This is a genomic window from Roseibium sp. LAB1 (assembly GCF_054658235.1).
In genome coordinates this window covers 520,935-543,812 of sequence record NZ_BAAGIB010000003.1, presented here as the reverse complement: position 1 = coordinate 543,812, position 22,878 = coordinate 520,935, and the positions used below count along the sequence as shown (strand labels likewise).

The 22,878-nt window shown below is 60.9% G+C and carries 22 protein-coding genes; 12 read left to right on the top strand and 10 right to left on the bottom strand.

Going from position 1 to position 22,878, the window contains the following annotated elements; genetic code table 11:
• Positions 1-108 precede the first annotated feature (108 nt).
• The 6 genes from ACYQ54_RS20565 (at position 109) to ACYQ54_RS20540 (ending at position 5,774) form a co-directional block, all read left to right on the top strand.
• Complete coding sequence (locus tag ACYQ54_RS20565; protein ID WP_460085861.1) at positions 109-1,161, top strand: MaoC family dehydratase; 1,053 nt, start codon at positions 109-111, stop codon at positions 1,159-1,161.
• 76 nt (positions 1,162-1,237) lie between these two features.
• Positions 1,238-2,011 (top strand): helix-turn-helix transcriptional regulator, encoded by a 774-nt coding sequence (locus ACYQ54_RS20560; protein WP_460085860.1) that lies wholly within the window; start codon positions 1,238-1,240, stop codon positions 2,009-2,011.
• Positions 2,012-2,096: 85 nt separating this feature from the next.
• Positions 2,097-3,578, top strand: coding sequence for an indoleacetamide hydrolase (iaaH, locus tag ACYQ54_RS20555; protein WP_460085859.1), 1,482 nt, complete (start codon positions 2,097-2,099; stop codon positions 3,576-3,578).
• An 89-nt stretch (positions 3,579-3,667) separates the two neighbouring features.
• Complete coding sequence (locus tag ACYQ54_RS20550; RefSeq protein ID WP_460085857.1) at positions 3,668-4,270, top strand: HD domain-containing protein; 603 nt, start codon at positions 3,668-3,670, stop codon at positions 4,268-4,270.
• Between the two features lie 285 nt (positions 4,271-4,555).
• A complete protein-coding gene (gene nudI / locus ACYQ54_RS20545) occupies positions 4,556-4,987 on the top strand; it encodes a nucleoside triphosphatase NudI (RefSeq protein WP_460085856.1) in 432 nt (143 codons plus the stop codon).
• Positions 4,988-5,189: 202 nt separating this feature from the next.
• Entirely contained in the window at positions 5,190-5,774 is a 585-nt protein-coding gene (locus ACYQ54_RS20540) for a class I SAM-dependent methyltransferase (protein ID WP_460085854.1), read from the top strand.
• Positions 5,775-5,968: 194 nt separating this feature from the next.
• Here ACYQ54_RS20540 and ACYQ54_RS20535 read toward each other — a convergent pair whose 3' ends face one another.
• From ACYQ54_RS20535 to ACYQ54_RS20525, 3 genes are all read right to left on the bottom strand, one after another.
• Positions 5,969-7,237: a L,D-transpeptidase family protein gene (locus ACYQ54_RS20535; RefSeq protein WP_460085853.1), complete on the bottom strand. Its 1,269-nt coding sequence runs from the start codon at positions 7,235-7,237 to the stop codon at positions 5,969-5,971.
• Positions 7,238-7,602: 365 nt separating this feature from the next.
• On the bottom strand, positions 7,603-8,562 hold the full coding sequence (locus tag ACYQ54_RS20530; RefSeq protein ID WP_460085852.1) for an acetyl-CoA carboxylase carboxyltransferase subunit alpha: 960 nt from the start codon (positions 8,560-8,562) through the stop codon (positions 7,603-7,605).
• 330 nt (positions 8,563-8,892) lie between these two features.
• The gene (locus ACYQ54_RS20525) at positions 8,893-9,726 is read right to left on the bottom strand and encodes a DUF3108 domain-containing protein (RefSeq protein ID WP_460085850.1); all 834 of its coding nucleotides are present in this window, start codon (positions 9,724-9,726) and stop codon (positions 8,893-8,895) included.
• A gap of 341 nt (positions 9,727-10,067) precedes the next feature.
• Here ACYQ54_RS20525 and rpmB point away from each other — a divergent pair, with 341 nt between their 5' ends.
• Together rpmB and ACYQ54_RS20515 are read left to right on the top strand one after the other, a co-directional pair.
• Entirely contained in the window at positions 10,068-10,367 is a 300-nt protein-coding gene (gene rpmB, locus ACYQ54_RS20520; RefSeq protein ID WP_460085849.1) for a 50S ribosomal protein L28, read from the top strand.
• Between the two features lie 117 nt (positions 10,368-10,484).
• Complete coding sequence (locus ACYQ54_RS20515) at positions 10,485-11,150, top strand: VUT family protein (RefSeq protein ID WP_460085848.1); 666 nt, start codon at positions 10,485-10,487, stop codon at positions 11,148-11,150.
• Positions 11,151-11,345: 195 nt separating this feature from the next.
• On the opposite strand, the gene ACYQ54_RS20510 is transcribed toward ACYQ54_RS20515, so the two are convergent.
• The 4 genes from ACYQ54_RS20510 to ACYQ54_RS20495 all read right to left on the bottom strand — a co-directional run bounded on the left by ACYQ54_RS20510 (position 11,346) and on the right by ACYQ54_RS20495 (position 15,967).
• On the bottom strand, positions 11,346-12,386 hold the full coding sequence (locus ACYQ54_RS20510) for an esterase-like activity of phytase family protein (RefSeq protein ID WP_460085846.1): 1,041 nt from the start codon (positions 12,384-12,386) through the stop codon (positions 11,346-11,348).
• A 19-nt stretch (positions 12,387-12,405) separates the two neighbouring features.
• On the bottom strand, positions 12,406-14,316 hold the full coding sequence (cobT, locus tag ACYQ54_RS20505) for a cobaltochelatase subunit CobT (protein WP_460085845.1): 1,911 nt from the start codon (positions 14,314-14,316) through the stop codon (positions 12,406-12,408).
• Positions 14,317-14,323: 7 nt separating this feature from the next.
• Positions 14,324-15,310 carry a cobaltochelatase subunit CobS gene (gene cobS / locus ACYQ54_RS20500; RefSeq protein ID WP_460085844.1) on the bottom strand — a complete coding sequence of 329 codons (987 nt, stop codon included), beginning with the start codon at positions 15,308-15,310 and terminating at the stop codon, positions 14,324-14,326.
• Between the two features lie 66 nt (positions 15,311-15,376).
• Entirely contained in the window at positions 15,377-15,967 is a 591-nt protein-coding gene (locus tag ACYQ54_RS20495) for a DnaJ domain-containing protein (protein ID WP_460085842.1), read from the bottom strand.
• Positions 15,968-16,146: 179 nt separating this feature from the next.
• Here ACYQ54_RS20495 and ACYQ54_RS20490 point away from each other — a divergent pair, with 179 nt between their 5' ends.
• Positions 16,147-16,446: a BolA family protein gene (locus ACYQ54_RS20490; protein ID WP_460085841.1), complete on the top strand. Its 300-nt coding sequence runs from the start codon at positions 16,147-16,149 to the stop codon at positions 16,444-16,446.
• Between the two features lie 106 nt (positions 16,447-16,552).
• Here the strand turns inward: ACYQ54_RS20490 and ACYQ54_RS20485 are convergent, their stop codons facing one another.
• Genes ACYQ54_RS20485 through ACYQ54_RS20475 form a run of 3 tightly spaced genes read right to left on the bottom strand, consistent with a single transcriptional unit; the run spans position 16,553 to position 19,704 of the window.
• On the bottom strand, positions 16,553-17,893 hold the full coding sequence (locus tag ACYQ54_RS20485; protein WP_460085840.1) for an HlyC/CorC family transporter: 1,341 nt from the start codon (positions 17,891-17,893) through the stop codon (positions 16,553-16,555).
• Positions 17,890-19,038: a 3-dehydroquinate synthase gene (aroB, locus tag ACYQ54_RS20480; RefSeq protein ID WP_460085839.1), complete on the bottom strand. Its 1,149-nt coding sequence runs from the start codon at positions 19,036-19,038 to the stop codon at positions 17,890-17,892. Before aroB ends, ACYQ54_RS20485 begins: the two co-directional genes overlap by 4 nt.
• An 18-nt stretch (positions 19,039-19,056) precedes the next feature.
• Positions 19,057-19,704: a shikimate kinase gene (locus ACYQ54_RS20475; protein WP_460085837.1), complete on the bottom strand. Its 648-nt coding sequence runs from the start codon at positions 19,702-19,704 to the stop codon at positions 19,057-19,059.
• 157 nt (positions 19,705-19,861) lie between these two features.
• Between ACYQ54_RS20475 and ACYQ54_RS20470 the strand changes: the two genes are divergently transcribed.
• The 3 genes from ACYQ54_RS20470 to ACYQ54_RS20460 all read left to right on the top strand — a co-directional run bounded on the left by ACYQ54_RS20470 (position 19,862) and on the right by ACYQ54_RS20460 (position 22,873).
• On the top strand, positions 19,862-20,005 hold the full coding sequence (locus ACYQ54_RS20470) for a hypothetical protein (RefSeq protein ID WP_167579543.1): 144 nt from the start codon (positions 19,862-19,864) through the stop codon (positions 20,003-20,005).
• Positions 20,006-20,070: 65 nt separating this feature from the next.
• The gene (gene xerD / locus ACYQ54_RS20465) at positions 20,071-20,994 is read left to right on the top strand and encodes a site-specific tyrosine recombinase XerD (RefSeq protein WP_460085836.1); all 924 of its coding nucleotides are present in this window, start codon (positions 20,071-20,073) and stop codon (positions 20,992-20,994) included.
• Between the two features lie 250 nt (positions 20,995-21,244).
• On the top strand, positions 21,245-22,873 hold the full coding sequence (locus ACYQ54_RS20460; protein ID WP_460085834.1) for an AMP-binding protein: 1,629 nt from the start codon (positions 21,245-21,247) through the stop codon (positions 22,871-22,873).
• Positions 22,874-22,878: the final 5 nt, after the last annotated feature.

The following is a 22,878-nucleotide window of genomic DNA, read 5'->3' as shown; positions in this document are numbered from 1 at the left end:
CTGGTAGCATCAAACCGGATTCACGACTCATCGGCAAAACGTCTGACTTGCTTGTGTGCACCGCAGCGGGCTTAATCCTCTCCGGCAAATCAGAACCGGGAGGCACAGGTGAGCAAGACCAATCGCGGCAATTTCTTCGAGGACTTCGAGGTGGGTCAGGTGATCCGCCATGCAACGCCGCGCACCGTCACCACTGGTGACCAGGCGCTCTACACAGCGCTTTACGGCTCTCGTTTCGCGGTCCAGTCGTCAGACGCTTTCGCAAAATCGCTCGGCTATTCCCACGCCCCCGTCGACGACCTGCTGACCTTTCACATCGTCTTCGGCAAGACCGTTCCGGACATCTCGCTGAATGCCGTCGCCAATCTGGGCTACGCGGGCGGCCGCTTCCTGGCGCCGGTGTTCCCGGGCGACACGATCTCCACCGTCTCCGAGGTGATCGGCAAGAAGGAGAATTCCAACGGCAAGACCGGCGTCGTCTATGTACGCTCGACCGGCTATACCGCCAACGGCACCGAGGTGCTCGACTATGTCCGCTGGGTGATGGTCAACAAGCGTGTTGCCGCAAATCCGGCACCGGAACCGGTGGTACCGGAACTTCCCGCCGCACTCGACCCGCAGTCTCTCGGCACGGCCGTGCCGCTGCTCGACACCGCCAACTGGGACAACGATCTGGCCGGATCCGAATACCGGTTCGACGACTACGAGATTGGCGAGAAGATCGACCATGTCGACGGCATAACGGTGGAGGAAGCCGAGCATCAGCTCGCGACGCGGCTTTACCAGAACACCGCCAAGGTACATTTCAACCAGCATACGGAAGCTCACAACCGCTTCGGCCACCGTCTGGTCTATGGCGGTCACGTGATTTCCATTGCCCGCGCACTGTCGTTCAACGGACTGGGCAACGCATTTCATATTGCCGGCATCAATGGCGGCCGCCACGTCGGGCCGCTGGCAGCAGGCGACACGGTATATGCCTGGTCGGAAGTGCTGGACAAGGCAGATATTGACGGACGCTCGGATGTCGGCGCGCTGCGCCTGCGCCTCGTCGCAACCAAGAACCGGCCCTGCCATGATTTTCCGGGCCAGGACCATGAGGGCAACTACCTGCCGGAAGTGGTGCTCGATTTCGATTACTGGGCCCTGATGCCGAAATAAGCTGCCGGATCGACCCGATCCTTTTGGATGACGGATCTCCTCTACCCGGCTACCATGATGCAGGAGGAGGGTCGGCATGCTGACAACGCTTTCGGGCCGGGAAACAAACCTGCTGTTTGCAATCATGCAGGACATGATCGCCATCCAGGACGCACGGCAACTCAGGCTGCAGCTTGGCACCCGCTTGCTGGACCTTCTGGAGGCGGACTACTTTGCCTCCTACGTCTGGACAAGGACCGACGGTGACACGGACGGCGTGTTCCTGAACATGGACGAGAGCAATCTCGCCGCCTACCAGCACCATTTCCAGCACTGCGATCCGATTACACCCAGGTTCCGCATGTGCAGGCGCGCCACCCACCTCGACCAGGTCATTTCCCGCGAAGACTTCCTGCGCACCGAATTCTACAACGACTTTCTGGCGCGGGATGGCTTGCATCAGGGCATGAACTTCCATGCCTATGCGGCGACCGGTCATCTGGGCGATCTGCGCATCTGGCGCGGAGCCGGCAAGGAAACCTTCCAGCAGCGCGACCTGGAAATTCTCAACGCAATCGGCAGATCTTTCGGGCAAGCCCTCGCGAACATGCAGAATCACGAACGCAAACAGCATGATGCTGATCCTCGACGACGGCTGACAGCTTGGGCGACACACCACGGGCTCACCAGCCGGGAGCAGGACGTGCTACGCCTGTTGAGCAAGGGCAAGCGTGACCGCGACATAGCGGCCGATCTGGAAATCTCCGTTACCACCGTCCGCTCCCACCTCAAGGCCGTGTTTCAAAGGTCAGGAGTAAAAAGCCGGGCAGAACTGCTCGCAAGCATCAACGCGCGGTGCTCGCTGCAATAAAGGCGTCCGCCTCCTCATTTTGGAGGATGCACAGCACAAGACGCAGGCGTTTGCTGTTTCCCTCATGCACAAGAAGGGGAACGAAATGAAAGTGCATCTCACAGCCGGACTGACCGCAATCGCGGCCGCCTTGGCCTGCCCCGCCCAGTCTGCGGAAGACATCACCACCATGAGTGCGACGGAGACGGCAAGCGCCATCGCCGAACGGACGCTGAGCGCCACGGAACTCGTCAAAGCTCTGATTGCCAAAACCGGGGATGACCCGGGAAACGTCTACATTACCTTCGACACCGAAGGGGCTCTGGCGGCTGCGGCAGCCGCGGATGAAAGCGTGAAGGCAGGGGATACACTTGGCCCGCTGCACGGTGTACCGATCGTCGTGAAGGACAATATTGCCGCCGCTGGCCTGCCGACCACTGGCGGAACGCCCGCACTGAAGGAATGGGTGCCCGGGGAGGACGCACCGGTTCTGAAGAAGCTGCGGGATGCAGGCGCCATCCTGCTCGGCAAGACCAACCTTCATGAACTTGCCTTCGGCATCACCTCGAACAATGCTGCCTTCGGTGCCGTTGCAAATGCCTATGATCCGGGCCGCTTTGCCGGCGGGTCAAGCGGTGGCACCGGAGCAGCAGTCGGTGCCCGGCTGGCGCCTGCCGGCCTTGGAACCGACACGGGCGGTTCGGTGCGCATTCCCTCGGCGCTCAACGGTGTCTCCGGTCTGCGCCCGACCACCGGCCGTTATCCGGCAGAAGGTATCGTGCCGATTTCCGCAACCCGCGACACACCCGGCTCGATTGCAAGGACTGTCGCCGATCTGGTCCTCCTCGATGCGGTGATCACAGGCAGCATGTCACCGATCGAGCCCGCCGACCTCGGCACGGTCCGTCTTGGGGTTCCAGGAGTTCTGACGGAAAACCTGTCGCCGGAGACGGATCGCCTTTTCAAGGAAGCGCTGGAAAAGTTGAAGAACGCTGGCGTGACCCTTGTTCCCGTCGATATCAGCACTGAGCTTGGGCTTGCCGGAAAAGCCGGTTTCCCGATTGCATTGTGGGAAGTGAAACGGGATCTTGCCGCTTTTCTGCAGACCCACGAAACCGGGCTGGGGTTGCAGGACATAGCCGATGAGGTTGCGAGCCCGGATGTCAAATTCGTCTTTGACAATCTGGTACTGGGCAACGAGGCGATCCCCGATGCTGTCTACCGGGAGGCAATGGACGACATGCGCCCCTTGATCCAGGCCGGATATGCGGAGGTCTTTGCAGCCAACAAGCTGGACGCGCTGGTTTTCCCGACAACCCCTCTGCCCGCACAGCCTATCTCCGGATCCGATGAGACAGTGTCGCTGAATGGCGAAGACGTGCCGACCTTCCCAACCTTCATCCGCAACACCGATCCGGGATCGGTTGCCGGAATTCCCGGCCTGTCGTTGCCCGCAGGGCTGACATCGGAGGGCCTGCCCGTGGGCCTTGAACTTGACGGCCCCGCCTTCTCCGACCGGCATCTCCTGTCGCTCGGTCTTGCGGTCGAAGCAGTGCTGCCGGATATGCCGGCACCGGCGTCCAACTGAGCAGTGGAGCCAGGCAGGAGCAGGATGTTTCCTGTCTGGACTTTTTCGGAAGCCCTGGCGCACACTCTCGCAAAACAGGAGCGTGCGCCATGAAAACCGTATCCTTCACCCAGATGAAAGACGGCACCAGGGAAGACTACGAACTGCTGGCGGAAGCGGAGCGTCCCTATCACGCCCTGACACCGGAACGGATCCTGGCCGAGCTGAAACGCCAGAACGAGGACACGCTGTCCGGCTACAAGATCACCCGCATGCAGCATGGCCTGCAGGCCGCGACCCGCGCGAGGCGGGAAGGCGCGGATATCGACTGGATTGTCGGTGCGCTTCTGCACGACATCGGCGACGGGCTGGCTCCGCAGAACCACGACCGGTTCTCAGCCGAGGTCATCCGGCCCTTCGTGCGCGACGAGGTTGCCTGGGTGGTGGAACATCACGGCATCTTCCAGATGCTCTACTACGGCCGCCACTATGGCTGGGACGAAAACGCCCGCGACCGGTTCAAGGATCACATGCACTTCCAGGCCTGCGCCGACTTTTGCGAACGCTGGGACCAGTCGTCCTTCGATCCCGACTATGAAACGGACACGCTGGAAAGCTTCGAGCCGCTGGTGCGCGAGGTCTTTTCCCGCAAGGCCTACGACCCGGCTGTGCTGCAGGAAGGTGTCACCAGAGGACTGCCGCCTCTCCGATGAACGTCCGGCGTCTGATGCAAGCAGAACCGCCTGTCCTTGGCGGCGCTCCTCCAGTGTCATCCCTGCCGGACAAGGCGTATGAAGGGTTCGGGGATGCACAGGCCGTCGCCTTCCGGGACACCCATCAACGGCCCAACGCTTGCAGCGTGTCCACCCCACCATGAATAGGTTGAGGGAACGGTAGATTGCCGCCATTCAGTGCCGGCCACATTGCGACAAATGCAGCCATCGCAACGATTTGAGAAACAGAAATATCCTCGAACAATCAGATAGATCGAGAAAGACATGCGTCAAAGAATTATTGTTTGCCCCTTGATCGAAAATGAAGGTGCGTACCTTCTGTGCAAGATGCCAGGCGACCGGGGGGTCTTTCCGGGTCAATGGGCGCTTTCCGGTGGTGGTTTGGAACAGGGTGAGCGAATTACAGAGGGGCTGCTTCGGGAAATCGCAGAGGAGCTGGGCTCCGGTCTGACGATTGAAACAGTGCAGCCATGGACGTTCCGCGACGACGTCAGGACGAAGACCTACCCGGACGGAACGACCGAAGAAATTTACATGATTTATCTTATATTTGATTGCAGAGCGGCCAACCGCAACGTTTCCATCAATGACGAATTCGAGGACTTCGCATGGGTCCTTCCCGAAGATCTCGGCAAATACGATCTCAATGAAGCAACACGAACAACGCTTGAAGCGAAGGGCATGCTCCCTTCGTGACACGGCGCATGCACCAGGGCGTCCACACACTTTGTGCTTCTGAGCAAGCTTTACCGCGAGCCATGTGCCCCCCCAAACCCTGGCACGAACCAAACCTTTTTCAAGACGGCCCTTCCAAGCCAACTTGGCGCCGCAAACAGCTGTCACAACTTCAGACTCTGCGAGTTCGAGATCGAAAGCCAATGGAGATCGACTGTCACGTATGACCAGCAAAACAGTGAATTTTTATAACACCACTGCCAGGGAATATGTTGGCAACAAGGAGACGCCCAATCCCAGATTGCCCGTCTTCCTGAAGCGCTGCAAAGCAGAGGGTAAAATTCTGGAACTGGGAACCGGAGGAGGTGTGGACGCTGAAGCCATACTCAAGTCCGGCTTTGCACTGGATGCGACTGATGGCTCTTCCGAACTCGCAGCGATAGCTTCGCAACGGTTAGGCCAGCCGGTTAAGACCATGTTGTTTGACGAACTCGACGCCGTCGAGCTTTATGACGGCGTCTACGCCTGCGCTGCGCTGACCCACGCCCCCAGAGCTGACCTCGGCGATGTGATTGAGAGAATCCATCGAGCATTGCGCGACAACGGGGTAGTCTGGGCCAGCTTCAAAGTCGGTACCAACGAAGGCACTGACGCGCTTGGCCGCTACTACAACTTCCTGTCTCTGGAAGAACTGGCCACGGTCTGGAGAGAGATGGCCCCCTGGCGCATCCTGGAAACAGAAACCTGGCTGGGAAGTGGTTACGACCGCAAGCCAACCCAATGGGCCGCCATCACTGCGATCAAATAACGTCCATTGAGGCTGACTGTGCACGGCCAGCTTGCGCCGCCAGCTCCGAAGGATACCTCATCGAGCCTCGAGATTCCCCTCCACGAAGCCTGAATCGCATTACAGCCACATCCAGAGGACTTTTCAGTCCTCTGGATGTGGAAATCAACCGGGGAGCAAGATCTCGATGTAGCTGAGACCGGGACTGAGCCCGATCAGTTCGGCTTGGTGTCCGGAACCACTTCGGTTTCGATCGGGCCGACACCGGCGTTCTCATCGGTGGCTTTCGCGCCGAACGGCACCCAGCGCTTGAAGAAACTGCCGACGGAGCTGCCGCTGGACTGGTCCTGCGGAGCAAAGGCGGTTTCGACTGCCGATCCCGGTCGCTGAGCCGCAGGAGCAGCGTCAGCAGGAGCTGCAGCCGTTGCCGTTTCGGCGGCAGGCTGTACGTCAGGCGCAGCCGTCTCGGCCGTAGCGACTGACGGATTGGTTTCGTCTTGTCCGCCACCAAGAGCTTCAGCAAGCCGGTTGGAGCGTTCTTCCCAGCGTTTCTGACGCTCTTCACGGGCGTCAAACCGTGCGGCGAGCTGCTGGTACTTCTCGTTGTCGCGGCGCTGCTTGGAGGCAACGGCCGTCGCGATGCCCGGGCTTACCTGATAGTCGGGGCACTTGGCGCTGGCCCGGAAGGGCACGCCTTCCACCAGCGTGGTGGCATCGAACACGTATTTCTTCTCGCACACGGAAATCTGCGGCGGGGTCTGCGTCACTTCGAAGTGGTCGTAGCCGGTCTTCAGCATCTTCCAGAATTCCATATGCTCGCTATCGCGGTGGCGGGCCATGTTTTCCGGCGTCATGCGGAACGGGAAGGCCTGGACCTGGAAGGAGCGCTGACCGCCCTTAAAGCTGTCGCGGGCAAGTGCGTAGATGTCCTGGACCTGCTCGTCGGTCATGGCGTAGCAGCCGCGGGACGAACAGGCGCCATGCACCATCAGGTGCGAGCCCGTACGGCCGTGGGAACGGTCATAGGAATTCGGATAGCCGAGATTGAAGGCCAGGTGATAATTCGAATTGGGGTTCATCAGGGCCGGCGTGATCTCGTAAAAGCCTTCCGGGGCCTGACGGTCGCCTTCCTTGAATTTCGGGCCGAGCTTGCCGGACCATTTGCAGATCTCGAATTCGTCCAGAAGCTGGTACTTGCCGGTGCGGGTCTGTTTCCAGACTTCCAGCGCGCTCTCTTCCTTGAAGATCCGGATCATGATCGGCGATGTCGAGCTCATGTTGAGATCGTTCATCTTGCGCTTGATCGACGCGCTGACAGGACGCTGAGCCTTGTTTGGACCTGCGCTGAATTCGTCTGCCTGACAGGCAGCCAGCACACCGGCAAGCAACAGTGCCGCCCCGAGACGGACTGCCTTGCGGCCCGTCAGGCCGCTTTTGCCAAAGAATAGGCCGGCTGGCGTGTTCATAAGGCGCCGAAAGACCATGATACTGTCCCAAACTAAGCGGAAACCGACAAAGGCAGACAATTAGCCCTGTCGCACTTCCTGCGTCCTCGCCCCCGCGCAAAGGCTAGGGAATGATGGTTGACGATAAGTTACTGAAACCGGATTGTACCCGCGACCCAAATTATGGTGATAGGAACAAAAACTTGCCCGAGCGTCATCCTGTGCGTCCCAACTTCGCCTGAATGACGGCAAATTCTGGCCACAGGATGGCAAAAGGGCCGCTTTTACGGCGGCCCGGCATCGTTTTTCCTGAATTGCGGCGAATTGCAGCCCTTCAAGGCCACCGGCACAGCTATCTGACTGAAACCGGCATCCGGAAGGCACACAAATGAACGTGAAGTATTCTAGCTCAGCGTTCTGCCGATGGAGATGAATTTGTCGCGACGCTGCTTGCGCAGCTCCTCGGGCGACAGTCCCGCCAGGTCCTTCAAGGCGCTCTCGATGGCCTTGCCTGCATTGTCGATGACGATTTCACGCGCACGATGCGCACCGCCTACCGGTTCCTTGATGATGTCGTCGATGACACCGAGCTGCTTGAGATCCTGCGCGGTGATCTTCAGCGCGGTCGCAGCATCCTGGGCCTTTGCGCTGTCGCGCCACAGGATGGAGGCGGCCCCTTCCGGCGAAATCACCGAATAGATCGCATGCTCCATCATCAGCACCTTGTTGGCGGTTGCGATGGCAATCGCGCCACCGGATCCGCCTTCGCCGATGACGACGGAAACGGACGGCGTGCCGAGACCAAGACCGACATCCGTTGAGCGTGCAATCGCTTCCGATTGGCCGCGCTCTTCCGCACCGCGTCCCGGATAGGCACCGGACGTGTCGACAAAGCTGATCAGGGGCAGGCCGAAACGTTCCGCCATTTCCATGACCCGGACCGCCTTGCGGTAACCTTCCGGACGGACCATGCCGAAATTGTGCTTGAGGCGCGTTTCGGTGTCATGGCCCTTTTCCTGGGCCAGGATGGCGACGGACTGACCGCGGAAACGTCCGATCCCGGCGATCAGCGCGGCATCTTCGGCAAATTTCCTGTCACCGGCCAGCGGCGTGAAATCCTCGATCAGGCCGGCGATGTAGGCAACGGCGTGCGGACGGTCCGGATGGCGGGCAACAAGCGTTTTCTGCCAGGGTGTCAGTTTTGTGTAGAGTTCCTGCAGTGTTTGCGAGGACTTCGATTTCAGCCGGTCGATTTCACTGTCGACATTGACGGCTTCGCCATCTTCCCCGGCCAGAGCCCGCAGCTCCTGGATCTTGCCTTCAATGTCTGCAACGGGCTTTTCGAATTCCAAATAGCTGTGCATTTACTCGGTTACCTGAATCAAGCCGGCACCACCTCACGTTCGGCGGCCGCTCCGGAAATTCTGTCACAAGATCGAAGGATATCCGGCCGGAAGCGGCCAGGCAGCCAAAGTCGATCATTTCAAAGACGTTCAAGCATCTTTGCCGCGTCTGAACAACGCAAGATGCTTCAGGCCACGCAAGCGCGCCTGAACACATACGTGGAGGGCTGTATCAAGAGACGCAAGAGGGCGCAAGTCTCGGTGTGCCGGCCGACCGGCATCGGAACACCTTCGCGCCCGCCAGCCCCTCCCGGCTTTGGCGCCGGAAAGGGATCTGAAAAAGGCCTGCGATCAGTCGGCAGAAGCCTGGTCGCTGCCGGCACCGTCGATCTTGAGCTTGTCGGCTTCAACGACGAGACGGCCGTTCTTGGTATCGATGGAAATCCGGTAGGGCACCAGCACGTTGTCGCGGCCCATGGGCGCGATCCAGACTTCCATGTTGGCCCTGGCCATGTATTTGACTGAATCCTTGGACGGACGGTGCCCCGCGACGGGCACCCAGCGGGCCTTGCAGACCACCACCTGGCCGTCGTAGCCGTGGCCGGAGACTTCCTTGGTGCCGGAATAGCTCAGCTTGATGTCGAATCGCGTCCAGCCGTCGAATACCGGCAAACGCCGGGAGCACGCCTTCGGCCCGAGGCTGTCCTTGGCCCGGCCTACGGGCATCAGCGCCGCGCTGAGCGGATCTATCGCGTTACGCGTATGCCGGTCCGTCACCTTGATCCGTTCCGGATTGGGCTTGAACTGGGGCGCAACTTCCATGGACCGGATGCTGCCGGAGCCCTGACTCAGATTGACGTAGAAATCGAGATTGGAGGCATGCGAGGCCATCCGGTACTTGGACGGCACCACGCGGGACCCGACCATCCAGCCGGAGGCTTCTGCACCGCCCTTGCCAGTGGTGAACAGCGTGCCGATGCCTGCAGGCTCAAGGCTGACCTTGGCCGAATAGGCATTGCCCTGCATGACGAGCGACAGGGTTCCGCGTCCGACCTTGAAGCCGGCAATCGAGATATTGTACAGGCCGCCTACGCTGTTTTTCTTGGCTTCCGCCGGCGTCGTCAGCAGTGCCGCAGCAAGCATTGGCAGGGCGACCAGCCGCCCGAGAGACATCAAACCAAACACTTCAAAACCTCCGGACTGCCGTCTGGCAGCGAATTGCGCCCCCGCGCCATCAGTGTTCCGCGACGGAAAGAGTACCATGAATCCTGTCCGTTGAACGACCCCAATCATTCTCAATTATGGTAACTCACTGGTTAACGGCAGGGCATCATGCAAATAAAAGCAGTGAATCTCGGCAAAGCGGTTCAGATGTCTTGACGTTGGCCTCCACTCCCATTATAGCGGGGCAACTTTTTCCGAGAAATGCCGGAGACGATGTCGCCGGGCCTCAGGTCCGCGCCGGTTCCGGTTGGACTTGCTGGGTTCAAAGTAACGGCCCAGCCACGAAAACAAAAGGTGATATCATGGCACGCCGTTGCGAACTCTCCGGCAAAGATGTGATGACGGGCAACAACGTCTCTCACGCGAACAACAGGTCCCGCCGCCGGTTCCTCCCGAACCTGTGCAACGTGTCTCTCATCAGCGACACGCTTGGCGAAACTTTCAAGCTGAAGGTCTGCGCACACGCTCTGCGCTCCGTCGAACACCGCGGTGGCCTGGACGCATACCTGATGAAGGCCAGCGACGCAGAGCTCTCCGACGCTGCCCGCAAGATCAAGGTCAACATCAAGCGCAAGCAGGCTGAAGCCACCGCTGCCGCTTAAGGCCTGAAGCGCCTGCATCGGCCGTTTTCGGCAGCAGGCAGCTCGCTTACTTGCACAGAACCTTTTCAGGACGCCCAATCGAAACCGGTTGGGCGTCTGTCGTTATGAGGTGAACACATGACCGATACCCGGACCTTTTCCGCCGGCCATCACGTTGTCGCTATTCTTGCGATGGCGGCTGTTGTCGTGGCCTCCAACTTTCTGGTCCAGTTTCCGGTCGAGCATTTCATCGGCAGCGTCAATCTGGCCGACACGCTTACCTGGGGCGCGTTCACCTATCCGGTCGCCTTCCTGGTAACCGATCTCACCAACCGCCGCTTCGGCCCGACCGCAGCTCGCAAGGTGGTGATCGCTGGCTTCCTGATTGCCGTTGTCCTGTCGATCTGGCTCGCGACACCCCGCATTGCCATTGCCTCAGGCACCGCCTTCCTGGTGGCGCAATTGCTGGACGTGACGATTTTCGACCGGATGCGCAAGCTGGCCTGGTGGAAAGCACCGATCACCTCTTCCTTCATCGGTTCGGTGATCGACACCATCCTGTTTTTCGGCATTGCCTTTTCTGCCAGCTTCGCCTTCATCGACGGCCTGTTCGGCATGGACAACAGCTCGCTCGCCTTCCCGGTGCCGTTCCTGGGCATCAGCGACGATACCCAGGCCCTGCTGTGGGTCTCCCTGGCCGTGGGTGACTTCCTGGTCAAAATGCTGGTTGCCGTCGCCCTGCTGGCCCCCTACCGCATCGTGCTGAGCCTGTTTCAAGCCATGCCGAAGGGCACCGCAGCTTAAGCGACACTCGCCGAACAGGAAGGGCGGTCGTACAAATTTGGCGAACCGCCACTCGGGCCTGCTCATTTCAGGAGAAATGCAGACAATTTCCGGAAGCGCCTCTCAACCAGAAATGTCCTGAGCCAAGCGGCAAGGCGAGTGTGCTCCCGCCAATCGCCTCGCTGCCGACGAGCTGACACGACTTGCAATCGCGCCTCAGTCCTCCAGCCGAAACCTCAGGAACAGGGTCCGCTGCAGGATCGACCGGTTGTTGTCGGAAACAAGCGTCAGAATCGTTGCGCCGTTTTCATCTGTATGCACGCCGAGCGCTTCCATATTGTCGATCTGGGAATTGAAGTCGGCCTCCAGAAGCAGCTCACCTTCCAGAACCGCGCCGGGAACGATATCCGCGCCTTTGAACCGGCGCAGACGCAGGCCAATCAGGTCGCGCAGGCTGAAGCGGCGCTCCACAAGCACCATGTCTCCGCCCGGCAGAAACGCGGCATCCGTCGCGTCGAAACGATCGTGCCGGCGGATGGTGAAGCGTTCCGTCCCCTCCGGCCCGATGATGAAGCCGGACAGATCGTGCAGATCGCTTGGAGCCGATTCCGCGACGGCCACGAGCTTATCGGCCAGCGGCCCGTCCTCCGGACCGGCGGCAAGCGCTTCCAACCCGGTGTTGCGCGGCAGATCCCGAATATCCTGCGGCAGCGCGACTTCGCCGATCATCTTTTCCTTGCCGGTCGAGATCGGCCACGGAAAGCGGTAAACCGCATTGCGGGTTTCGGCCGTCACATAGAGCCCGGACCCCGACAGTGTCAGAGCCTCGGTGTCGTGCCCCCAGCGGGCGTCGAGCGTTTTGCCGTCCGCGCCCAGCAGGGACGCGCTTCGCAGATCTTTGATGCCGGTCGGCTTGCCGTCCGTGGTCTGCTCGATCGAGCCGCTTACCCAGTGGCCATTGTCCGTCACCGCCAGAAACCGGTTGCCGTGATCCAGACTGATGAGGCCGGAAAGACCACCCACCTTGCGGTCGTCAGCGATCAGCTCCAGACCGCCAAGATAGGTCAGCTTGCCAAATGTCGTGTCGGCGAGCCCTATGCGGAAGGTATCGATGGGCTTGGTGCGAACCTTGACCGGCTGTCCGGCAGTCAGCAGTTCTTGCGCCGAGACCGAGACGGGCGCTGCACACCAGAAAGCGGAGAGAAAGGCGGCAGCCAGCGCGATGCTGCCAGCCGGACGACGCCCTTCTGCTCCCATATTTTCCGGTTCCCGCCGTCTAACGATGCCCTGCGCGGCGACGGCGGCCGCGCGTATTGAAGGACGTGTCCACCTCGTCGTCGAAGAGGTTGGCAAGCTGGTCCGTCATCGCACCTGCAAGTTCTTCGGCATCGACGATCGTGACGGCACGGCGGTAGTACCGCGTGACGTCGTGACCGATGCCGATGGCGATCAGTTCGACCGGCGAGCGGGTCTCGATCTCCTCGATGACATAGCGCAGGTGCCGCTCCAGATAATTGCCCGGATTGACGGACAGCGTGGTGTCATCGACCGGCGCACCGTCGGAAATCATCATCAGGATACGGCGCTGTTCGGGCCTCGCCATCAGGCGGTCATGAGCCCACAGCAGCGCTTCACCGTCGATGTTTTCCTTCAACAGGCCTTCGCGCATCATCAGGCCGAGGTTCCGTCTGGCTCGACGCCAGGGCGCGTCCGCGGATTTGTAGATGATGTGGCGCAGGTCGTTCAGCCGGCCCGGGGTCGGCGGCTTGCCGGCTCCGATCCAGCTCTCGCGCGACTGGCCGCCTTTCCACGCCTTGGTGGTGAAGCCGAGGATCTCGACCTTCACTCCGCACCGCTCCAGCGTGCGCGCCAGAATGTCGGCGCAGGTGGCCGCAACGGTGATCGGACGCCCGCGCATGGATCCCGAATTGTCCAGGAGCAGCGTCACGACCGTGTCGCGGAAATTGGTGTCGCGCTCCTGTTTGAAGGCAAGCGGGGCCATCGGGTCGGTCACGGCGCGCGTCAGCCTGGCCGTGTCCAGAAGCCCTTCTTCCAGATCGAAATCCCAGGCCCGGTTCTGCTGGGCCATCAACTTGCGCTGCAGCCGGTTGGCAAGACGCGCCACAGCGCCCTGAAGATGGGTCAGCTGCTTGTCGAGGAAGCCGCGCAAACGGTCGAGTTCTGCCGTGTCGCAAAGCTCTTCCGCGGTGATGGTCTCGTCGAACTGGGTGGTGAACACCCGGTAATCGGACTCCGGCCGGTTGGAGAACGGCGTGTCGGGCCGGTCGCTTTCGCCCGGCTCCTCTGTGTCCTCCGACATGTCCTGATCGGCGAAGTCTTCCATGTCGGCTTCAGCGGCTTCCGTATCTCCGCTTTCCTGCTCTTCGCCGGAAAGTTCCATCTCCTGCGGAGAGGCTTCCTGTTCGCCGCTGTCTTCTTCGCTGTCGTCGCCGGATTCGGCTTCGTCGTTGTTGCCCTGGTCCTCGTTTTCTTCCGGGTCCATGTCCTGGTCGTGATCGCCAAGCTCATCACCCATGTCGAGCGATTTCAGGACATCGCGCAGACGGGCTGCGAAGGAATTCTGGTTTTCGACCTCGGCTTCCAGCCGGTCAAGGTCGGCACCGGCCTTGTCCTCGATCCAGCCCCGCCACATGTCGACAAGCTTTTCAGCACTCTCCGGCGGCTTTGCCCCGGTCAGACGCTCACGCACCAGCAGGGACAGGGCGTCCTGCAGCGGCGCTTCCTCCCGGCTGGTAATGTCCGGCGCACCGGACTTGCGGAACCGGTCGTCGAGCATCTCCGACAGGTTGTCGGCGACCCCCTGCATACGGCGCGCGCCGACGGCCTCGCAGCGAGCCTGCTCGACCGCTTCGAAAATCGCCCGGGCGTCCGGGCCTTGCGGCATGTTCTTGGAATGAATCGCCTTGTCGTGGCAGGCGATGCGCAGCGCAATGCTGTCCGAAAGACCGCGGGTAATGGCGATCTCGCGCGCGTTGATCTTGCGCGAAGGTTCGGGCAAGCGCGCGGACATGCCACTGAGACCTGGCCGGTCGCCGGAAAAGATGACTTCCAGTTCCGGTTCACCGGAAATCGCCCGCATGGTGCCGGTCACCGACTGCTTGAACGGCTCGGTGCTCGGTGCGGGCTTGTTGCCCGGAAGGGAATTATGACCCGGCCGTGGTGCCATAGGGACCTCAGCTCATGACTACGTTGACGGACGATTCCGGCAGATCTTCACCGAAGCAGCGCTGATAGAACTCGGCCACCAGGGACTGTTCCATGTCGTCGCACTTGTTGAGGAAGGTCAGACGGAAGGCAAAGCCGACATCGCCAAAGATCTGGGCGTTTTCCGCCCAGGTGATGACCGTACGCGGGCTCATGACCGTGGACAGGTCGCCGTTGATGAAGGCGTTCCGCGTCATGTCTGCCAGGCGCACCATCTTGGAAACGGTGTTGCGGCCTTCGTCCGACTGGAAGTGCTTTGCCTTCGACAGGACGATATCGACCTCATTGTCATGCGGCAGATAGTTCAGCGTGGTGACGATCGACCAGCGGTCCATCTGGGCCTGGTTGATCTGCTGCGTGCCGTGATAAAGGCCGGAGGTATCGCCGAGACCGACCGTGTTGGCGGTGGCGAACAGCCGGAATGCGGCATGCGGACGGATGACCCGGCTCTGGTCGAGTAGCGTCAGGCGGCCGGAGGATTCCAGGATACGCTGGATCACGAACATCACGTCAGGACGGCCGGCGTCGTATTCGTCAAACACCAGCGCGACGTTGTGCTGATAGGCCCAGGGCAGGATACCGTCACGAAACTCGGTGACCTGCTTGCCGTCCTTGATCACGATCGCGTCCTTGCCGACCAGATCGATACGGGAGATGTGGCTGTCCAGGTTGACACGGATACAGGGCCAGTTGAGACGCGACGCCACCTGTTCGATGTGGGTCGACTTGCCCGTGCCGTGGTATCCGGTCACCATCACGCGCCGATTGTGGGCAAACCCCGCCAGGATCGCCAATGTGGTCGCGCGGTCGAAAAGGTAATCCTCGTCACGCTCAGGCACATGTTCTGACGGCGCGGAAAATGCGGGTACCTTGAGGTCGGACTTGAAACCGAAAACCTCTTCTACGGAAATTTCAGTGTCCGGCATGGCCATGGCCGCAGTCGTCGTCTCAGTCATCAGTCCTCCGCAGTCCCGGATTTCGGGAAGGGTCGTTTGGGAAAAGCCGGCAGGACCCTGCAGGCTCTAAAGGAAACCGGCTTTTTTCAGAACGTTATACGCCTGAATGATTTCCCGCAGGCGGTCTTCGGAAGACCTGTCACCGCCATTGGCATCCGGATGGTTCAATTTAACAAGCTCCTTATAGCGCGCTTTGATTTCGGCGCCACGGGCTGTGTAGGGCAGATTGAGCACATCCAGGGAACGTTTTTCAAGCGTTAGTAGCTTTCTTTCGCGCGGACGCCGCACTTGCTCGGCCCGCCGTTGCGCGTTGGAGCGCATGTTGGAGCGTGCGTCGAACCCGTCCGGGCCCTGCGCCGCCTGCCGGTTTACGCCCATTTTCCAGGTCGGCCGGTGCCCCGTCAGACTGTCCTTCTGATAGGTGCGCACGTCGTCGTCGCCCATACCTGTAAAATAGTTATAGGACTTGTTGTATTCGCGTACGTGGTCGACGCAGAAATTAAAATACTGCCCTTCCCGGTCGCGCCCTTTCGGCGCCCGGTGCGTGCCCGGTCGCTGGCAACCCGGATGGTCGCAAACCGGATGGCGACCCTGCTGGGCCCGTTCCTTGTCCGGTTTCACTCGGATGCTGTCGAAAAGTTTTGAGTCGAGTTTCATGCGCCGAAATATTGAAGTGTGAGGGCTGGCGAGCAAGCCGCAGGCCGTTGCATTGTCCCGGTATCCAAAGTTAATTTCTCCGCACCGGATTTCGAAAGTCGAAGAGCCCGGCACTGTATCAGGCAGGGTCGGACCATGAAAGACTTGAACTTCGAAAACAGCTACGCCAAGTGAGACACATGAGCACAAAGCAGACGATCACCGACAAACTCTCCGCAGCCTTTTCCCCGTCCTATCTGAACGTCATCGACGAGTCCGAAAAGCACAGGGGCCATGGCGGCTGGCGCGAGGGTGGTGAAACCCACTTCCGTGTACAAATCGCCGCGGCCGCTTTCGAGGGCATGAACCGGGTTGCAAGGCACCGGGCAATCAACGATCTGCTTGCCGACGAGATCGCCGGAGGCGTACACGCGCTGGCACTGGAAATCCGCTCCGAAAGCGAACCGGACCCGCGCGCCGCCCGGGTGGCAGGCGGCTGAACGGCCGGTTACCTAGAAAGTCCGAAATTCAGCGCCTGAAGCGTTGTTTGGGGCCATGCCCAGGCAGCGCCACCACCCGGCTTTCAACAGCCGGGTGTTTTTTAGGTCAACCACCCGCTTTCGCTGCTGCACCGGCAACGGCCTGGGCAGCGGCAGCCGGCATCTTGACGCCGGGGGTCTGGCCAAGCGGCATGATGCGCAACCGGGTGACGCGGTTCTTCTCCCGCCGCAGCACGGTGAAACGGAAGCCGTGGAAGGTGAAGATCTGGCGTTCTTCCGGGATCATCCGCGCTTCGTGAATGACAAGACCGGCTATCGTGGTCGCCTCGTCGTCCGGCAGACTCCAGTCGGCAGCGCGGTTGAGGTCGCGAATCGGTACGGAGCCATCGACAATCACCGAGCCATCCGCCTGCGGCCGCAGGCCTTCCAGCTCCACGTCGTGTTCATCGGCAATCTCGCCGACGATTTCCTCCAGAATGTCTTCCAGCGTAACCAGACCCATCACCTCGCCATACTCGTCGACCACGAGGGCGAAATGCGATTTGTGCCGCAGGAAGGCGTTGAGCTGATCCTGAAGCGAGGTCGTGTCGGGAACGAACCAGGCCGGGGCAGCAATATCCAGGACGTTGATCTTCGCGGCATCGCCACCTGCAGCCTGCAGCGCGCGCAGCAGATCCTTGGCATGCAGCACGCCGACAAAATTGTCGCTTTCTCCGCGCCAGAGCGGCAGACGGGTATAGGGCGAAGCCAGAGCCGCATTGACCAGCTTGTCCGGCGCGTCATCAGCATTCAGCGCCACCATGTTGGTGCGGTGAACCATGACATCCGAGACTTCCAGTTCCGCCAGGTCGAGCAACCCGCCGAGGCGGTCGCGCTCGCCCTTTTCCAGGCCACCTTCGATATGCTGCAGATCGACGGCGCCGCGCAGTTCCTCATGCGGCGACAGGATCGACGTGTCGTCACCGATATTGACGCCAAGCAGCTTCAGGATGTTGCGAACGATCCACTCCACCCCGACGACGATCGGCCCGAATACAGCCACCACGAAGCGCACGATCGGCGCCACCGCAAGCGCAAAACGCTCCGGGTTCGAAATGGCCCAGGTCTTCGGCAGCACTTCGGCAAAAACCAGAACAAGGGCGGTCATGACCAGCGTGGCAAGCGCCACGCCCGCCTCGCCGAACAGCGACAGGAACACACTGGTTGCCAGCGCAGACGCCAGGATATTGACCAGGTTGTTGCCCAGCAGCAGCGCGCCGATCAGCCGTTCCCGGTTGGCGATCAGCAGGCTGACCACCCGGGCGCGCCAGTCGCCGGTTTTTTCCATCTGGTGCATGCGCGCGCGCGATGCGGCGGTGAGCGCTGTTTCCGAGCCGGAAAAGAAGCCCGACAGGAACAGGAGCACGAAGATGGCGCCAATCGCCAGCCAGAGAGCCGTTTCCGTCATGCCTCGAGTTTCTCCTTCAGGAAGTCCGACACCAGTGCGGGATCGACGCCTTTTTCGACAAAGGCTTCACCGATGCCGCGCGTAAGAATGAAAGTGAGCGCACCCCGGCTGACCTTCTTGTCCTGCGCGATGATATCCATGAGCGTTTCGGCCGGCGGCAACTGGCCGGGAATGTCCTGCACCCGGAGGGGCAGACCGACATCGCTCAGATGCTTGTGGACACGCTCAACGGTGTCTTCGCCGATGAGACCAAGACGCTGAGAGAATTCATGCGCGAGCATCATGCCGATGGACACACCTTCGCCATGCACCAGACGCTCGGTCTCGTAAGCAACGGCCGATTCAAGCGCGTGGCCGAACGTGTGTCCCAGGTTGAGAAGCGCCCTGCGGCCCGATTCCAGCTCGTCCGCAGCCACCACATCGGCCTTGGCCTGGCAGGACCGGGCCACCGCTTCGTCCCGTTCCGCCCCACCGGCAAAAACCGCCTGCCAGTTGGTTTCCAGCCAGGCGAAGAAATCGGCATCGCCCAGAAGCCCGTATTTGGCAACTTCCGCATAGCCGGCGCGGAAATCGCGAAGCGGCAGCGTGTCCAGAATGGCGGTGTCGGCCAGCACCAGCGCAGGCTGGTGGAAAGCGCCGATCAGGTTCTTGCCGTGGCGCGAGTTGATCCCGGTCTTGCCACCGACAGAACTGTCGACCTGTGCAAGAAGCGTGGTCGGCACCTGAATGAAAGCCATGCCGCGGCGCACGGCGGAGGCGACAAATCCGGTCAGGTCGCCAACGACACCGCCACCAAGAGCGACAACCGCGTCGCCGCGTTCCAGCCGGGCGGCCAGAACCTCGTCGCACAGGCGCTCGAACTCACGGAAGCATTTGGTGCTTTCGCCTGCCGGCACGGTAATGACGGTATGTTCGAGACCGGCGGCCTTCAGGCTTTGTGAAAAGGCCTTCAGATGAAGCCCCGCAACGGTTTCGTCCGCAACAACAGCAAGACGTGCACCGGGCATGATGGCAGCGATCTCCGCCCCGGCACCTTCAAGCAGCCCCCGGCCGATCTTGATATCGTAACTGCGCGCGCCAAGATCGACCTGGACGATCTTCTCGTCCCGGCCCAACAATGCTTTTGCCACTACCGTGTCTACCATGCCGTCACGCTTTTAAATTCATGTCATTGATGTTTGCGCGGCGCTGGCGGCCTCGCGTTGAAACAGATAATCCGCCAGGGTGGCGATGATCTGGTCGACGACCGCCTCATGCGGAACGTCCTTGGACGTGACCGTCAATGCCGCCTTGGCATAGACGGGCTCGCGGTCGGCCATCAGCTTGCGCATCGTGCCCTCGGGATCGGGGTTCTGCAGCAGAGGGCGCGTGGATCTGCGCCGGACTCGCGCCATCACCGTGTCGAAATCCACCTTCAGCCAGATGGACAGGCCATGTTCTGCAATTTCCGCCCGTGTCGCATCGCTCATGAAAGCGCCGCCACCCGTAGCCAGCACCTGCGGCCCTTCACGCAGAAGGCGGGCGATCACCCGTTCCTCACCGCTGCGAAAATAAGGCTCGCCGTGTTCGGCGAAAATTTCTGCAACGGTCATGTTGGCCGCGCGCTCGATTTCGGTATCGGCGTCGACAAATTCAAGTCCAAGCCGGTTCGCCAGCCGCTTGCCGACCGTCGACTTGCCACAGCCCATGATTCCCACCAGAACGATGGACCGATGCCCCAGGGCAGCCACCAGGCGGGCCAGATCAACGGGTTTTACGTCTGTCTCCGCGAATCCTCCTTCGGAAGACCGCGCCTTGTCGTGTTCTGTCATTGCGGCGTTTTAGCATATTCGTCAAAAAAGACACGGGGGAACTCGGCCTGCCTGATTGCTGCTTTGCCTTGCATGCACCCCCGCCTTGTTGAAACAATCCGGTATCCGATTCGCTTCACTTCGAGCGGACCGACGTCCTGACCTGGAGACAGCCGACGTGCCGACCCTGACCCGCCTGTTGCTCGTGCTGCTGCTGCTCGGCGCGCTCGGCTATGGCGCGATCTATTCCCTGGCCAATCTCGTCGATCCGCGCGAACGGGAAATCGAGGTGCGGGTGAAAAAAGACGGCTTCGGCCGCTAAGGCGCGTGTTCAACTGACTGGTCATCCTAGGGACAAGCATAAGGTCCTTTCCGAAGGCATACGCAATGGCAACCGGTTTCGATCTTGAAAACTTCCTGGAGATGCTGGCCGCCGAACGCGGCGCGGCGGAAAACACGCTGGCCGGATACCGTCGCGACCTGGAAGATTTCTCCGGCTTTCTCGGACGAAAGACCCTGGCATCCGCGCAATCCGTCGACATTTCAGACTATCTGGGCGATCTCAATCGGCGCGGTTTTGCCGAAACCTCGCAGGCAAGACGGCTGTCGGCGCTGAAGCAGTTTTACAAGTTCCTTTATGCGGAAGGCTCACGGGAAGACGACCCGACCCGCACCCTGTCCGCACCCAAGAAACGCGCAAGCCTGCCCAAGGTGCTGTCGATGAACGATGTCGACCGCCTGATCGAGACAGCACGGTCGGAAACCGAAAAGCCGCAGAAAAGCGCTGCTGCACGCTTGCGCACGCAGCGCATGTACACACTGATCGAGGTGCTATATGCCACCGGCCTGCGCGTTTCGGAACTGGTCGCCCTTCCCGTTACGGCCGCTCTCAGGGACGCGCGCCTGATCGAAATCCGGGGCAAGGGCGGCAAGGAGCGTCTGGTGCCGCTGTCGCGCGCTGCCCAGGCTGCCATGAAGGACTATGTTGGATTGCGCGCCGCCGAAGGGGCATATGAAAAAAGCCCCTGGCTGTTTCCCTCCCACGGCGAAAGCGGACATCTGACCCGCCAGCATTTTGCGCGCGAGCTGAAAGACCTCGCCATCGCCGCCGGGCTCGATGCCGGCAAGATCTCGCCCCACGTGCTGCGTCACGCCTTCGCCTCGCACCTGCTGCAGAACGGTGCCGATCTCAGAGTGGTGCAGCAACTGCTGGGCCATGCGGATATTTCCACGACGCAAATCTACACCCACGTTCTGGACGAACGCCTGCGCGAACTGGTCGAAAGCGCCCATCCGCTCGCGAAGAAATGACTGCCCGGAAATACCCCGCGCGCTCTGCCTGACCCGCAATCCGCCCGCAGCGGCAACCCGTTTCAAACAGCCGGTTTACGCAAAATATTGACAGGAAAACCTTTTGGAAACGGCCATACCGGCGTACCTTTCGCGCGTCAGCGCAAGGACAGCAAACCCCTATTTCCCAGGATGATTTCGGCTCTATTGCGCTGCAGCAATGACCGCCCTAAACTCCGCTGCTCAAAATTGAAGCACCGGACGCTCTGAAATGCTGCAGCCTACAGGCAACTACGACGCGCTGAGAGAGACTTTCCGCTGGCCTCGGCCTGCAACCTACAACATGGCCGCAGCGGTCAGCGACCAATGGGCCGCACAAGACCCCGGCCGTCTCGCGATCCGCCAGGTTCTCGAGGACGGGTCGCACCGGGACTGGAGCCATCTTGCGCTGAACCGGGCAGCCAACCGTTTTGCCAATGCTCTTGAAGGCCTTGGCCTGAACCGCGGCGACCGGGTTGCGCTGCTCCTGCCGCAGATCCCCCAAACGGCCATCGCGCATCTGGCAGCCTACAAGTCCGGCGCGATCGCCGTGCCGCTGGCGGCCCTGTTCGGACTGGAGGCACTGCGCTACAGGCTGGCCGATTCCGGTGCCCGCGTCCTTGTGACGGATACAGCCGGCCTCACAAAACTTACGGAAATCCGGTCAGACCTTCCCGGCCTCGATCTGGTGATTTCTGTCGACGGCCCGGAAACCGGTGTCTTCGGTTTCGAGGACCTGCTTGAGAAGGCCTCCGATGACTACCGGACCCTTGCGACCACACCCGACAACCCGGCGCTCATGATCTACACGTCCGGCACCACCGGGCAGCCCAAGGGCGTGCTGCATGGCCACCGGGTGTTGCTCGGGCATATGCCCGGCATCGAGTTGTCGCAGAATTTCCTCGGCCGCGACGGTGATCTGCTCTGGACCCCGGCCGACTGGGCCTGGGCAGGTGGCCTGCTGAACGCCCTGTTTCCAGCATTGTCACTCGGCGTGCCGGTGGTCTGCCACGCATCGCGCAAGTTCGACCCGGAAGTCGCTTTCCGTCTCATGGAACAGCAGAAGATCCGCAATGCCTTCATTCCGCCCACGGCCCTGAAGATGCTGCGGGCTGTCGACAATCCGGCCAAACGGTTCGACCTGACCTGGCGCAGCGTCGGCTCCGCCGGAGAATCCCTCGGCCGGGAGACCTACGACTGGTTCGCCGACGAATTCGGCTTCAAGGTCAACGAATTCTACGGCCAGACCGAATGCAATGCCGTGCTCGGCTCCGCCGCGGACCTCGGCGTCAGCCGGTCAGGGGCCATCGGCAAGGCAACGCCCGGTCACCAGGTTGCGATCATCGATGATGAAGGCAATGAGCTGCCGTCTGAAACCCTCGGCCAGATCGCCATCCAGCGGCCAGACCCGGTAATGTTCCTGGAATACTGGAACAAGCCGGAGGCGACGCGGGAGAAGTTCATCGGAGACTGGATGATCACCGGTGACCAGGGCCTGATGGACAAAGACGGCTATGTCCATTTCGTTGGCCGCGACGACGACATCATCACGTCGGCAAGCTATCGGATCGGCCCGGGCGAGATTGAGGATTGCCTGCTGAAACATCCGGCCATCGCGCTCGCGGCGGCTGTCGGCAAGCCGGACCCGCTGCGCACGGAAATCGTCAAGGCCTTCATCGTCCTGAAGCCGGGCGAGGAAAAAGGCACAGCTCTGGAAAACGATATCCGCACCTTCGTCCGCGAACGCCTGTCGGCACATGAATATCCGCGGGAAATCGAATTCGTCACCTCGTTGCCCATGACCACCACCGGCAAGATCATTCGCAGGAAATTGCGGGACCTTGAAAGCATCGAGGGCTGATCCCC